Here is a 14033-nt window from a genome sequence, read left to right as displayed (position 1 = left end):
ACAAGTACTGAGTAATGCAGGGGGAATCGTTCCAATGCGATCCATACGTCCGCTGCTGGCTGCCGCCGGCCTCGTCTCCGCTCTCGCCCTGACGGCGACCGCCTGCGGGCCGGGCGAGAACAACGCGACCACCACCAAGCCGTCCCCGGCCGGACAGGGCGCGGACGGGGACGCGGCACTCCCCGCGGACCTGGCCGACAAGCTCAAGGAGCACGGTGTCGACCTGGACAAGTGGAAGAACGGCGAGTGGAAGAACTGGGAGAAGGACAAGTGGCTGCGTGAGGCCAAGGACTTCGTCAACCCGGTGATCGAGGGGCTGTGGAAGCCCGAGCGGATGACGACGGCCAAGTCCCCGGCGAAGACGATGGCCACCGGCGACATCTCGGGCGACCAGGACGTCACCGACCCGGAGCCGCGCCCGGTCCGGGCCGAGCCGGAGAAGAAGCCGTACCACAAGAACGCCGCCCCGGTCGGCAAGGTCTTCTTCGACGCCCCCGAGGGCTCGATGGTCTGCTCCGCCACCGTGGTCAAGGACCCCAAGAACCCGGGCAAGTCGAATCTCGTGTGGACCGCCGGCCACTGTGTGCACGCCGGACAGGCCGGCGGCTGGTACCGCAACATCGCCTTCGTCCCCGCCTACAACGACAAGGGCAAGTCCCCCGCCGCGCTGGAGAACGCGCAGCCGCAGGAGGTCGCGCCCTACGGTGTCTACTGGGCCGACTGGGTCGCGACTTCGGGTGGGTGGATCAACGAGGGCGGCCCCACCGGCGGCACCGGCGCACCGTACGACTACGCCGTGATGCACGTGAAGCCCGAGAACGGCACCAAGTCGCTCGAGGAGACCGTCGGTGTCGCGCTCGACATCGACTTCGACGCGCCCGAGGCGAAGGACATCAGCGCCATGGGCGCCTGGGGCTACCCGGCAGCGCCTCCCTACAACGGTGCGCTGATGCACAAGTGCGTGGACCGGCCCGGTCGGCTGTCCATCGCCCCCGGGACGCCGACGATGTGGCGTATCGGCTGCACGATGACCGGCGGTTCCTCCGGCGGCGGCTGGTTCGCGGAGCAGCCGGACGGAAAGCTGGCGCTGGTCTCCAACACGTCCATCGGCCCGGTCACTTCGGGCTGGCTGGCGGGCCCGCGACTGGACGAGAGCGCGCAGCAGATCTACACGATGATGAGCGACAAGTTCGCCGGCCGGTAGCTCCGGCGACCTCCGTACGCAAAGACCTCCGTACGCAAAGACCTCCGTACGCAAAAGGCCCGCCCCCTGCTGTTGCCGGGGGCGGGCCTTCCGGCGTGTCAAGCCGCGTTCGACCGCCTCGGTCAGCCGCCTCGATCAGTCGGCGGCTGCGCCTGCGTCAGTGCGTCGCGGGCACGTACGGAGACAGTGCCGCGGCCAGCTCCTCGTGCACGCGTGCCTTCAGCAGAGTGCCCTCCGTGGTGTGCTCCTCGGAGATCACCTCGCCGTCGGCATGCACCCGCGAGACCAGTCCGCCCTGGGTGTAGGGCACGACCGCCTCGATCTCGATCTTCGGCCTGGGCAGCTCGGTGTCGATCAGCCGCACCAGTTCGTCGATACCGGCGCCGGTACGCGCCGACACCGCGATCGCGTGCCGCTCGACGCGCAGCATGCGCTGCAGCACCAGCGGATCGGCCGCGTCCGCCTTGTTGATCACCACGATCTCGGGCACGTCCACCGCGCCCACGTCGCGGATGACCTCGCGCACGGCGGCCAGCTGCTCCTCCGGTGCCGGGTGCGAACCGTCGACCACGTGCAGAATCAGGTCGGAATCCCCGACCTCCTCCATCGTGGAACGGAACGCCTCGACGAGGTGGTGCGGAAGGTGCCGTACGAACCCGACGGTGTCGGTCAGGGTGTACCCCCGGCCGCTCGGGGTCTCGGCCCGGCGGACGGTCGGGTCCAGGGTGGCGAACAGTGCGTTCTCCACCAGGACTCCGGCGCCGGTGAGGCGGTTGAGCAGGGACGACTTGCCGGCGTTGGTGTAACCGGCGATGGCTACGGAGGGCACCTTGTTGCGACGGCGCTCCTGGCGCTTGATGTCGCGGCCGGTCTTCATCTCCGCGATCTCACGGCGCATCTTCGCCATCTTCTCGCGAATCCGTCGCCGGTCCGTCTCGATCTTGGTCTCACCGGGACCACGCGTGGCCATGCCGCCACCGCCGCCGCCACCCATCTGACGGGAGAGCGACTGACCCCAGCCTCGGAGCCTGGGCAGCATGTACTGCATCTGCGCCAGCGCCACCTGCGCCTTGCCCTCTCGGGACTTGGCGTGCTGGGCGAAGATGTCGAGGATCAGGGCGGTCCGGTCGACCACCTTGACCTTGACGACGTCTTCGAGCTGGATCAGCTGGCCGGGGCTGAGCTCACCGTCGCACACGACGGTGTCCGCCCCGGTCTCGAGCACGATGTCACGCAGTTCCTGCGCCTTGCCCGAACCGATGTACGTGGCCGGGTCCGGCTTGTCACGGCGCTGGACGACACCGTCGAGAACCAGCGCACCCGCCGTCTCGGCGAGGGCCGCGAGTTCCGCGAGGGAGTTCTCCGCGTCCTGCACCGTCCCGGAGGTCCAGACGCCGACCAGCACCACGCGCTCCAGGCGCAGCTGCCGGTACTCGACCTCTGTGACGTCCTCCAGCTCGGTGGACAGGCCCGCCACACGCCGCAGCGCGGCGCGCTCCGAGCGGTCGAACTGGTCGCCGTCCCGCTCGGTGTCGATCTCGTAGCTCCAGGCGACGTCCTCTTCCATCAGGGCATCGGCCCGAAGGCTCTCGGTGCGCGTCTCCGCGAAGCTCTGCTTTTCCTGGGAAGTGGATGAAGAGGAGGTCATTGGATCCTTACGTAGATGGGTGGAGCGCTCTCGCGGACACAACCGTCCGAGTGCTCCGGTGACTGTGACAACGTGTGACGGGGCCGGATGATTCCCGCTGAGGGGCTCCCGTCCCGGCAGCGGCGCCGACCTGCTGATGGTCGCACGGGCCGAGCGGGACCGTCACCCGCATTTCGGCGCCCGCCCGGCTACCGGCGGCCGGATCGCGGCGCCTCGAGCGTTTCTCGACCGATCCTCCGTCCCGGATCGTCCTACCTTCCGGTTTTCTGCTCGGGGGCCCGGCTCTTCCACTCCGGGTGGCCGGGCATCGGAGGCGTCTTCTTCCCGTACAGCCACGCCTGGAAGAAGGCGGAGAGGTCACGCCCTGTGATGCTGGACGCGAGCTGGGTGAAGTCCTCCGTGGACGCCGTGGCGTCCCGGTGCCGCTCGACCCACGCGCGCTCCAGGCTCTCGAAGGCTGCCTTGCCGATCTCCTGCCTCAGTGCGTAGAGGACCAGCGCACTGCCGTCGTAGACGACCGGCCGGAAGATGCTGAGCTTCTGCCCGGGCGCCGGAGAGGCGGGGAACGCCGGCGGGCCGCCCGCCGCCCGCCACCCGTCGGAGAACTCGTACGCCTGCCGCATACGGGTCTCCAGCGACTGCTGCGACTTCTCCTGCGCGTACAGCGCCTGGTACCAGGTGGCGTGCCCCTCGTTGAGCCACAGGTCGGACCAGGTACGCGGCGAGACGCTGTTGCCGAACCACTGGTGCGCCAGCTCATGAACCATGATCGAGTCGACGTACCACTCGGGGAGGTCGGGCGAGGTGAACACGGAACGCTCGAAGAGCGACAGGGTCTGCGTCTCCAGTTCGAAGCCGGTGTCGGCGTCGGCGACCAGTACCCCGTACGTCTCGAAGGGGTAGCGGCCGACCTTCTCCTCCATCCACGCCACATGGCCCGGCGTCTTCTTCAGCCAGCGCTCCAGTTCTTCACGGTCGGCGGTGGGAACGACGTCGCGCAGGGCCAGTCCGTGCGGGCCCTGCCGCTCGACGACGGTCGAGCGGCCGATGGAGACCTGCGCCAGCTCGGTGGCCATGGGGTGGCCGGTGCGGTAGACCCACGAGGTCGTCCCACCGGTGTGTGCCCTGGCGACCCGGCGCCCGCCCGCAACCACCGTCATGTCCGACGGCGCGGTGACGCGGAAGGTGAAGTAGGCCTTGTCGGAGGGGTGGTCGTTGGAGGGGAAGACACGGTGCGCGGCGTCTGCCTGGTTGGCCATCGCCAGACCGTCGCCGGTGCGCACCCAGCCGCCGGCGTCCTTGGGACCCCGCGGGTCGCTGGTGTGGGTGACCGCGATCCGCATCCGTGAGCCCGCCGGAATGTTCGCGGGCGGGTCGATGACCAGATCCTCGCCGGCACTGGCGAAGTCGGCCGGGGTGTCGTTCACCGTCACCGAGCGGACCCGGCCGTGGGTGAAGTCGAGATTGATCCGGTCGAGCCCGCGCGTCGACCAGGCGTCGATCTTCGTGACTGCTTCGAGAGGCTTGTCGTTCCGGCCCTCGTAGGCGAGGGCGATGTCGTACTCGAGAACGTCGTAGCCGGGGTTGCCCAGTTCGGGGAAGAGCCGGTCGCCGATGCCGAGGGGCTCGGGCGAGGGCAGCGTCGCGGCGACGAGAGTGGCCGACGCGGCGGCCAGCAGGGCGGCACGCGTACGGCGCCGGGAAGTGTGCAGCATGCCCCACCGCTACCAGCGGCTCCCCGGCGGACCGTGGCGGCACGCGAGGCAGGGCCCCGTACCCACCCGAACGGGGTCAGGCCGTGGCCGCCGAATGCTGGGACCGGCTCACGTCGTACACCCCCGGCACGTCGCGCATGGCCCTCATGAGGGCGGGAAGCCCGGCCGCGTCGGGGAGTTGGAGGGTGTACGTGTGCCGGACCCGCTGCTCCGTGGGCGGCTCCACGGTGGCGGAGACGATGGCGGCGCCCTCACCGGCGATCGCCTCCGTGAGGTCGGCCAGGAGGCGAGGGCGGCCGAACGACTCGGCGACCAGCGTCACCCTGCACTCGGCGGCGTCCCCCCAGCACACCTCCACCGGCTCGCGCCCCACATCGATCATGCGCGCCACGGCCGGGCACTCCTGCCGGTGGACGGTGACGGCCCCGCCCCGTACGGGGAAGCCGGTGACGGCGTCCGGCGGTACCGGGGTGCAGCACCCGGCGAGCCGGACCGTCGCGTCCGGGAGGTCCACCACCGCGTTCGCCGAGGCCGGCCGGCCCGCAGGGAGCGGTGCGGGTCGGCGGGGAACCGCGGAGGGGGCCGCGGCCCGATCCGGATGCGTGTCGAGCCAGCTGGTGATGGCGATGCGGGCCGCGGTGGTGCGGGCGTGGTCCAGCCACTCCGGGGAGGGGCCGGACGCGCTGTCCTGGGCCAGCAGGACGTCCACCGTGTCACCGTCGCCGAGGACCGTGCTCAGGGTCGCGAGGCGGCCGTTGACGCGCGCACCGATGCAGGCGTGGGCCGCCTCGCCGTACTGCGCGTAGGCGGCGTCCACACAACTCGCCCCGGCCGGCAGTCCGAGAGCGCGGCCGTCGGCACGGAAGACGGTGATCTCCCTGTCCTGTGCCAGATCCGCCCGCAGGGAACTCCAGAAGGTGTCCGGGTCCGGGGTGGACTCCTGCCACTCCAGCAGCCGGGAGAGCCAGCCCGGCCTGGTCGGGTCGGCGCGCTCGTCGTCCGCCGGTTCCGCGCCTTCCAGCGGGACGTACGGATTGCCCAGGGCCACCACACCTGCTTCGGCGACCTGGTGCATCTGGTGGGTACGGATGAGGACCTCGGCGACCGCGCCGTCGGGGCCCGCCACGGCGGTGTGCAGCGACTGGTACAGGTTGAACTTGGGGGCCGCGATGAAATCCTTGAACTCGGAGATCACGGGCGTGAAGCAGGTGTGCAGCTCACCGAGCACGGCGTAGCAGTCGGCGTCCTCCTGGACGAGGATCAGCAGTCGTCCGAAGTCGGTGCTGCGCAGTTGCGAGCGCTTGAGGCACACCCGGTGCACGGACACGAAGTGCCGGGGTCTGATGAGCACTTCGGCGCTGATGCCCGCATCGCGCAGTGCGGCCTTGAAGTCGTCCGCGATGGAGGCGAGGGCGGTGCACGCGGTGGAGTTCTCCGCGATGAGCGCCCGGGTCCGCTCGTACTCCTCGGGGTGCAGGATCGCGAAGACGAGGTCCTCGAGCTCGGTCTTGAGCGCCTGCACACCGAGCCGTTCCGCGAGCGGGATCAGGACGTCGCGGGTGACCTTGGCGATACGTGCCTGCTTCTCGGGCCGCATCACCGTGAGAGTGCGCATGTTGTGCAGCCGGTCGGCGAGTTTGATCGACATCACACGGACGTCGTTGCCGGTGGCGACGAGCATCTTGCGGAACGTCTCGGGTTCGGCGGCGGCGCCGTAGTCGACCTTCTCCAGTTTGGTGACGCCGTCGACGATGTAGCCGACCTCCGCGCCGAACTCGGACCTCACCTGGTCGAGCGTCACCTCGGTGTCCTCGACGGTGTCGTGGAGCAGCGACGCGGTCAACGTCGTGGTCTCCGCGCCCAGTTCGGCAAGGATCAGGGTCACGGCGAGGGGGTGGGTGATGTAGGGCTCACCGCTTTTGCGGAACTGACCGCGGTGGGAGGACTCCGCCAGAACGTACGCCTTGTGCAGCGTGGCCAGGTCCGCGTCGGGATGGTGCGCCCGGTGCGACTCGACGACATGGCCGATCGCGTCGGGGAGCCGGTCACGGCCGGCGGGGCCCAGCAACGCGGCGCGGCCCAGCCTCCGCAGGTCGATCCTGGGGCGGCCGCGCCTGCGGCTGTGGGCACCTGGGTTGGTGGCCTCTGCGCTCATGGGGCACCTCCGGCAGCTTCGACCGGCGGTGCGGAGAACTGGCGTGCCTCCGGGCCGGTGCTTGATGCTACCGAGCCCACCACGTGGCGCAGTCCCGCTCTCGCCCAGCGTGAAACGGATCACCCATTCGAGCGACGCTCCAGATGTCCTGTCCCGGCGGCCGCGGAGGGCCGGACCGTGACGTCGAACGTGTCGGTGAGATCAGGTGCGGCGACTCGTACCGGCGACCGGCTCACCCGTTCCGGATGCCGGTGCGGCGGGTGCCGGTGCGGCGGTGGCCGCGGCGGATCGGCCGGCGGGCTCTCCTGGACCGGCCCGCGGTCATCTCAGGCGGGCGACACGCCACACGGCGAGTGCCACGAGCACGGCCGCGACGCCCACGTACAGGGCGATCATGCGCCAGTCGGGGCGCTCGCCGGAGCCGCGTGACGGCAGACCGGGCCAGCTGTGGCCGACTCGGCGCGCGGCCATCATTCCCCAGCCGGCGGCGCAGCAGCTGATCAGGAGTCCCAGCATGGCGACGACCGCTCCGCCGTCGCCGGTACCGAAGGCGAGCGGGAACGCGAACATCAGGGAGCCGATGGCGGCGAGGACGACGATCGGCGCCAGCTGCCAGATCCTGAGCCGACGCTGCGGGCGCAGTTCGACCTCGACCTCGTCGGCGAGCAGTTCCTGCTCGTCGGGCCCGTCCGGGCTGAGACCGGGCGGACCGTCCGCCGCTTCTCTTCGTTGCTGTTCCGTGTCGCGAGGGCCGGCCTCCATCGCCACGTGCCCTCCCAACTCGGACTCAACTGTCGATCGATGCTCGATGATGGCACGCTCCCGGGGGCCGGAATGACGGGCGGAGCGTCCCGATGCCATCACGTGATCAGGCTGTGACCGCTCGTTCGATCAACGCCCACGCGCGGTCCGGAAGTTCCGACCTGTCGGCGGCCGCGCCGCTCAGCCAATGGACTCTCGGGTCGCGCCGGAACCACGAGTCCTGACGGCGCGCGAAGCGCTTGGTGGCGCGCACGGTCTCGTCACGCGCCTCCTGTTCTGTGCACTCCCCGGCCAGAGCCGCGAGCACCTGCTGGTATCCGAGCGCACGCGAGGCGGTACGTCCTTCCCGCAGCCCCTGGGCCTCCAGCGCGCGCACCTCCTCGACGAGGCCCGCCTCCCACATCCGGTCGACACGCGCCGCGATGCGCTCGTCGAGCTCGGGGCGCGCGACGTCGACGCCGATCTGGACGGTGTCGTACACGGCGTCGTGCCCGGGCAGATTGGCGGTGAACGGCTTGCCCGTGATCTCGATGACCTCGAGGGCCCTGACGATCCGGCGGCCGTTGCTCGGCAGGATGGCGCGGCCGGCCTCCGGGTCGGCGGCGGCCAGCCGGGCGTGCAGAGCGCCCGGGCCGCGTACGGTCAGCTCCTCCTCCAGGCGCGCCCGCACCTGCGGATCGGTACCGGGGAACTCGAGCGCGTCGATCGCGCCGCGTACGTAGAGGCCCGATCCTCCGACGAGAACCGGGGTGCGGCCTTCGCCGAGCAGCCGGTCGATCTCCGCGCGGGCCAGCCGCTGGTACTCGGCGACGCTCGCGGTCTCCGTGACGTCCCAGATGTCGAGGAGCCGGTGCGGCACTCCGCCGCGCTCCTCCTCCGTCAGTTTGGCGGTGCCGATGTCCATCCCCCGGTAGAGCTGCATGGAGTCGGCGTTGACGACTTCGCCGTTCAGGTGCCGGGCGAGGAACACCCCCAGATCGGACTTTCCGGCTGCGGTGGGACCGACGACGGCGATGACCCGCGGGGCGGGAGCTGCACTTCTCACTGCCCCAGTCTCGCAAACCCGTGGACATGTCCCCGAACGAGCGAGGTGACGGCAGGGGTCCGGGGTCGTTGCCTGTTGCGAGGTTCCGAGTGCCGGTATCGCGTGCCGGTGCCCGCGCGTGACGCAAGAGGGCGCTCCGGGCGGCGCGGAACTTCGCCCGCACGAGTAGGCTATGGAGTAGATATGGGTGTTTTTTCATGGTTTCGCAGAAAGCCTTCGGCGGCAGAGGAGCCTCAGGCACCCCAGGCGGCTTCTGAGACTCCGGCGCAGGAGTCGCAGGAGTCTGACGTGAGCGGAAGCGTCGAAGAAGCCTCCGCGACGACGGAGACGGCGGGAGACGCGCAAGACGCGGCTCCGGCCGTGGAGGCGGCCGAGGGAGTGGACATCCCGAAGCAGCAGTCGGCCGAGGAAGCGGCGGACAGCGAGGCCGGCGAAGGCGCCCGCCGGTAGGTCCCGCGACAAGGGAAGGTGCCACATGGGCTTCCTGGACAACCTGAAGGCCAAGCTCGGTCCCGCGAAGGACAAGGTCACCGACCTCGCCCAGCAGCACGAGGGCCGGATCGGGCAAGGCCTGGACAAAGCCGCCCGAACGGTCGACGACAAGACCAAGGGCAAGTACAGCCGCAAGATCGAGACAGGCACCGGCAAGGCCAAGGAGGCCCTGGGCCGCATCGCGCACAAGGACGGCGGCAGCACGACCCCGCCGGCCCCCTGAGGCGTCGAAACGGTCCGGCGGAGGCGGCCGTGGAGCACTGCGCTCCACGGCCGCCTCCGCTTCGCGCCGGCGCTCGTCCCCTCGAGTCCGCCCGGTGCGGGCGTGACCCTGCCGGGTGGTGCTACGACCAGGCCGCGACGAAGTAGCCGACGCCGTACGGGGCGTCCTCGCGCAGCAGCCGGCCCTCCAGACCGGCGCCTTCACCGGCACCGGCCAGCACCTGCCACGGGGCGCGGCCCGAGACCTTGAGCTCACGGGCCTGAGAGACGTCCAGGGCCTTGAGCCCGTCGAGGTCGGCACAGCCGAGGGCGTCCGCGGCCCGCCGGTCGAAGTCCACCGCCCGCTCGTCCAGGTAGCCGGGCGCCTTGAGTGTGCGGCAGGCGCTGCCGTCGCCCATCGCCAGCAGGGCGACGCGGCCCGCCCGGGCGGCGAGTCCCCGTCCGGCGGCCATGCATTGGTCAGGGGTCGGCGACTCCCCCACCCCCAGTCCCTCGACCGGTGCCGCGGCCCAGCGGGCGCGGTCGAGCAGCCAGGCGGCGACGGCGAGCGAGGGCGGCAGCGTCCGCCGCGACCCGTTGTTCCCGCTCACGCCCTCGCGCCCGGCCTCGGCGCCGTTCCCGTCCCCGTTCCCGTTCCCGTTCCCGTTCCCGTTGTCGTTGTCGTTGTCGGCACCGCCCCCGGCCTCGCCGAGCCGTACGCCGAGATCCACGCCGAACCCTCGGAAGGACCCGACCGTGCCTGCGGTGCAGATCCCCTCCTGCGTCTCCTCAGCGGGTCCGACCACGATCAGCAGATCCGGTCTCGAGGCCGCGAGAACCGCCACGGCGTCGGCGGACGCGGCGCGGAGGGCGTCCAGTTCGGGAGCGGCACCGGAGGCGACCTCTGGCACCAGGAGCGGCGGGCACGGACACACTGCGGCGGCTACGAGCATGATCCGCAGCCTAGTCGGCGACCGCCACCGGCCGGGGAGGCGCCGGGCACACGGCCGGCGGGCACACGCCCGGCGGGCCCGCGGGCCGAGCACACGGGCCGGGCACACGGGCAGAACCGGCAGACAGACGGGTACGCGCGCAGACGGACAAAGGAAGGGCCCGGCCGAAGCCGGGCCCGCGTCCTGTCCCCCGTGCCGCGGTCAGACCACCGCGCAGCCGCCCGTCGCCGGCGGCAGCGGCGCGGGCACGCCCACCGCGGGCAGGCCGAGCATCACACCGGCCGGCTTGGCGGTCTCCGCGGCGTTGCGCTTCTCCCACGCGTCACCGGCGCGGGTGCGGCGCACCGAAGAGACCGCACCCTCCGCCAGCAGGTGGTGCGGGGCCGCGTAGGTGATCTCGACGGTCACCACGTCGCCCGGGCGCACATCCGCGTCGGGCTTCGTGAAGTGGACGAGACGGTTGTCGGGGGCGCGGCCGGAGAGCCTGTGGGTGGCTCCGTCCTTGCGGCCCTCGCCCTCCGCGACCATGACCTCGAGCGTGCGCCCGACCTGTGTCTTGTTCTCCTCCCAGGAGATCTCCTCCTGAAGCGCGACCAGGCGCATGTAGCGCTCCTGGACGACCTCCTTGGGGATCTGCCCGTCCATGGTCGCCGCCGGGGTACCGGGGCGCTTGGAGTACTGGAAGGTGAAGGCGTTCGCGAAGCGGGCCTCGCGCACCGTGTGCATGGTCTGCTCGAAGTCCTCCTCGGTCTCGCCCGGGAAGCCGACGATGATGTCGGTGGAGATGGCGGCGTGCGGAATGGCCGCGCGCACCTTCTCGATGATTCCGAGGAAACGCTCCTGCCGGTACGAGCGGCGCATCGCCTTGAGGATCGTGTCGGATCCGGACTGCAGCGGCATGTGGAGCTGCGGCATCACGTTCGGCGTCTCCGCCATGGCGGAGATCACGTCGTCGGTGAAGTCCCTCGGGTGCGGGGAGGTGAAGCGGACCCGCTCGAGGCCCTCGATGTTCCCGCAGGCACGCAGCAGCTTGCTGAACGCCTCGCGGTCGCCGATGTCGGAGCCGTAGGCGTTGACGTTCTGGCCGAGCAGGGTGATCTCGCTGACGCCTTCGGCGACCAGTGCCTCGATCTCCGCGAGGATGTCGCCGGGCCGGCGGTCCTTCTCCTTGCCGCGCAGCGCGGGCACGATGCAGAACGTGCAGGTGTTGTTGCACCCCACGGAGATCGACACCCAGGCCGCGTAGGCCGATTCACGGCGGGTCGGCAGCGTGGAGGGGAAGGCCTCGAGCGATTCCGCGATCTCGACCTGCGCCTCCTCCTGCACGCGTGCCCTCTCGAGCAGCACCGGGAGCTTTCCGATGTTGTGCGTACCGAAGACGACGTCGACCCACGGCGCCTTGGTGACGATGGTGTCGCGGTCCTTCTGGGCCAGGCAGCCGCCCACGGCGATCTGCATCCCGGGCCGCTTCGTCTTCATCGGGGCGAGCCGGCCGAGGTTCCCGTAGAGCTTGTTGTCGGCGTTCTCCCGCACCGCGCAGGTGTTGAAGACGACGACGTCGGCGTCGCCGTCGGAACCTTCGGGCGCGCGCACGTAGCCCGCGTCCTCCAGGAGGCCCGAGAGCCGCTCGGAATCGTGGACGTTCATCTGGCACCCGTAGGTGCGGATCTCGTAACTCTTGGTTCCTTGAACGTTCACCGCGGGGCTCCGGTCGCTGCTGTTGGTCACCGCTCAAGGGTAGGTGCTCCCGGGAGGTGACCTGCCGCAGCGCTCGTGGGCCCGCCCCGGCTGTCCAGGACGGTGGGACGCCAGGAGCAGGCACAGGAGCCCACCAGGCACTGCGCGGAGTTCAGAGCGGAGCGACTACGGCCGGCCTGGGCGTGGGGCGGGTGTGGAGCCGTTCCAGGTATCGCTGTGCCGAGGGCAGCGTCTCCAGCAGGATCTGCTGCTGCCGCTTGATCCGCAGGAAGTGGGCGTCGGCCACGGCGCGGGCGTCGCGGCGGTGCGCCAGGGCGGCCCGCCCGGTGGAGCCGTTCGGCTCCAGCGCCGCGAGGACTCCCGCGTACGCCAGTTCGTGGTTCTCCGGGGTGAGGCCCGAGCGGTGGGCGGCCAGGCAGTCCTCGAGCTCCGCCGAGAGCGGCAGTTCGCGCTGGGACTTCCAGAACGGCGTGTCCGCGCGCGGTGCGATGCGGTACAGCAGTTGGGCGAAGTCACGGGCCCGCGCCCAGGCGGTCTCGGCGGCACGGTTGAAACGCGCGGCAGGTCCCTCCCGGTCCCCGAGGGGTGGGAAGTCGCGTACCAGCCGGTCCAGGGCTGTCATCACGCCGTTCATCGTGTCGCCCGCCAGCGGCTCGACCATGCCGGCGGCGGATCCCACGGCGACGCAGTTCTTCACCCAGGTACGGCGGCTGCGGCCGGCGCGGAACTCGGTGTGCCGCACGGGTGTGCGCTCCGGGCAGACGCCCCACAGGGCGCACAGCTCGCGCGCCGCTTCGTCCCGGTCTGTCCAGTTACTCGCGTAGACATGGCCGGAACCGAACATACCGGGCAGCGGCATCCTCCAGGCCCAGCCGTTCGGGAGGGCGGTGGCCGTGGCGTACGGCTCGATGCCGTGCACGGCGCTCCGGTGCGGGATCTCGGCCGTGACCACGCTGTCGCACAGCAACCGGTCCTGGGCGGTGAGAAACGGCTCCCCCAGCACACCGGCGATCAGCAGTCCCTCGGGCCCGGTGCAGTCGACGAAGAGCTGCCCGGGGACGGCCCGCCCCGTGGTGGTGTGCAGAACGGTGAGCATGCCGTCCCCGTCGCGCTCCGCGCGCAGCAGTTCGCCGTGCACGGACCGTACGCCGAAACGTGCGGTGACCACATTCCGCAGGTATTCCGTGAACCCGCGGACGTCGACATGCCAGCCGTAGGGAAGGGCCGCCCGGCCGTCCAGCCACCGGGGTGATTTCTTGGCGTCCATCAGCGGCGGCTCGCGAAAGCAGGCGTAATCGAACGCCTCGGCCGTCTCGCCGTTCTTCCGGCGGTGGTGCCAGTGGTCCGAGAGGGGCACGTCGTCACACTGGAGAATTCCGTCGCACGGCTGATGGAATCGGTCGGCGGCTCCGCCCGGTACGACACGGGCGGCTGTTTCCGCCGGCCCCTCCGTGCGCCAGTTCACGTACCGGACAGCCACTTTGAACGATGCCCGGCAGGCCCGCATCCATTCGTCCTCGGGAACACCGAGACGGTCGAAGAGCTCCCGCTGGATCTCCGGTCCGAGGGCCGTGATCTGGCCCGTTTCAGCCAGATCGATGCGCGACGGTGTCTCGATCACGGTGACGGAGACGGTTTCGCGGAACGCAGTCGCGAGCCGGGCGGCGGCCGTCCATCCGGCGGCGGTGCCGCCCACGACGACGATTCGCGTGATGTGACTGTCCATGGGACAGAGCCTGTCCGTATTCCTTGTACGGCGTCTATACGGGAGCTGTACCGGTCGATACAGACGGACCGGAGAAATCATATGCCGAAGCATCAGAACCTGTTGTTGCCGGACCTTGAAGGTAACCGGACTCAATCACAGGAGGAACGATGCCCTACGCGAAAGTCAGCCCGTCCCGAGTCCGCAACCCGCTCGACGTTCTGGCCGAAATCGAGCATGAGGGAACGGCCGACCAGGAACTGCTGCTGCGGGACAGTTCGACGCCGTGGGCCGAATTGCTGGCCGATTACGTCGACGTGCTGAACGCGCTGGCGGCCGGCGGCCCGCAGGCCGAGGAGGCCGTACCGGTGTACGGCCTGGACGAGGGGCACGCGGGCGGCTGCGGCTGAGCCGGACCGGACCGGCGGGCGGCGGTGGCAGCACCGTCCGTCGGG

12 protein-coding genes are annotated in these 14033 nt (G+C 70.6%); 4 read left to right on the top strand and 8 right to left on the bottom strand.

Annotated elements, in window-relative coordinates; translation table 11 throughout:
- Positions 1–34 precede the first annotated feature (34 nt).
- Positions 35–1204 carry a trypsin-like serine peptidase gene (locus ACFYV1_RS00125; protein ID WP_389393049.1) on the top strand — a complete coding sequence of 390 codons (1170 nt, stop codon included), beginning with the start codon at positions 35–37 and terminating at the stop codon, positions 1202–1204.
- Positions 1205–1361: 157 nt separating this feature from the next.
- Here ACFYV1_RS00125 and hflX read toward each other — a convergent pair whose 3' ends face one another.
- The 5 genes from hflX to miaA all read right to left on the bottom strand — a co-directional run bounded on the left by hflX (position 1362) and on the right by miaA (position 8529).
- Positions 1362–2852: a GTPase HflX gene (gene hflX, locus ACFYV1_RS00120; RefSeq protein WP_389393048.1), complete on the bottom strand. Its 1491-nt coding sequence runs from the start codon at positions 2850–2852 to the stop codon at positions 1362–1364.
- Between the two features lie 251 nt (positions 2853–3103).
- Positions 3104–4567, bottom strand: a complete 1464-nt coding sequence (locus tag ACFYV1_RS00115; RefSeq protein WP_389393047.1) for a M1 family metallopeptidase — start codon at positions 4565–4567, stop codon at positions 3104–3106.
- 76 nt (positions 4568–4643) lie between these two features.
- Positions 4644–6722, bottom strand: coding sequence for a RelA/SpoT family protein (locus ACFYV1_RS00110; RefSeq protein WP_389393046.1), 2079 nt, complete (start codon positions 6720–6722; stop codon positions 4644–4646).
- Between the two features lie 321 nt (positions 6723–7043).
- Positions 7044–7484: a hypothetical protein gene (locus tag ACFYV1_RS00105; protein ID WP_389394526.1), complete on the bottom strand. Its 441-nt coding sequence runs from the start codon at positions 7482–7484 to the stop codon at positions 7044–7046.
- Positions 7485–7590: 106 nt separating this feature from the next.
- Positions 7591–8529 (bottom strand): tRNA (adenosine(37)-N6)-dimethylallyltransferase MiaA, encoded by a 939-nt coding sequence (gene miaA / locus ACFYV1_RS00100; protein WP_389393045.1) that lies wholly within the window; start codon positions 8527–8529, stop codon positions 7591–7593.
- Between the two features lie 288 nt (positions 8530–8817).
- Here miaA and ACFYV1_RS00095 point away from each other — a divergent pair, with 288 nt between their 5' ends.
- A complete protein-coding gene (locus ACFYV1_RS00095; protein ID WP_389393044.1) occupies positions 8818–8979 on the top strand; it encodes a gliding motility protein in 162 nt (53 codons plus the stop codon).
- Positions 8980–9004: 25 nt separating this feature from the next.
- On the top strand, positions 9005–9244 hold the full coding sequence (locus ACFYV1_RS00090; RefSeq protein ID WP_389393043.1) for an antitoxin: 240 nt from the start codon (positions 9005–9007) through the stop codon (positions 9242–9244).
- Between the two features lie 121 nt (positions 9245–9365).
- On the opposite strand, the gene ACFYV1_RS00085 is transcribed toward ACFYV1_RS00090, so the two are convergent.
- The 3 genes from ACFYV1_RS00085 to ACFYV1_RS00075 all read right to left on the bottom strand — a co-directional run bounded on the left by ACFYV1_RS00085 (position 9366) and on the right by ACFYV1_RS00075 (position 13599).
- Positions 9366–10175 (bottom strand): class III extradiol dioxygenase subunit B-like domain-containing protein, encoded by an 810-nt coding sequence (locus tag ACFYV1_RS00085; RefSeq protein WP_389393042.1) that lies wholly within the window; start codon positions 10173–10175, stop codon positions 9366–9368.
- Positions 10176–10376: 201 nt separating this feature from the next.
- Positions 10377–11903 (bottom strand): tRNA (N6-isopentenyl adenosine(37)-C2)-methylthiotransferase MiaB, encoded by a 1527-nt coding sequence (miaB, locus tag ACFYV1_RS00080; protein ID WP_389393041.1) that lies wholly within the window; start codon positions 11901–11903, stop codon positions 10377–10379.
- A gap of 121 nt (positions 11904–12024) precedes the next feature.
- The gene (locus ACFYV1_RS00075) at positions 12025–13599 is read right to left on the bottom strand and encodes a tryptophan 7-halogenase (protein ID WP_389393040.1); all 1575 of its coding nucleotides are present in this window, start codon (positions 13597–13599) and stop codon (positions 12025–12027) included.
- Between the two features lie 149 nt (positions 13600–13748).
- Between ACFYV1_RS00075 and ACFYV1_RS00070 the strand changes: the two genes are divergently transcribed.
- On the top strand, positions 13749–13988 hold the full coding sequence (locus tag ACFYV1_RS00070) for a DUF6269 family protein (RefSeq protein WP_389393039.1): 240 nt from the start codon (positions 13749–13751) through the stop codon (positions 13986–13988).
- Positions 13989–14033: the final 45 nt, after the last annotated feature.

The sequence above is a fragment of the Streptomyces sp. NPDC003023 genome, assembly GCF_042888225.1.
Classification (GTDB): Bacteria; Actinomycetota; Actinomycetes; order Streptomycetales; family Streptomycetaceae; genus Streptomyces.
Note: the sequence above shows the minus strand (reverse complement) of the source record. Positions and strands in the feature narration are given on the sequence as shown.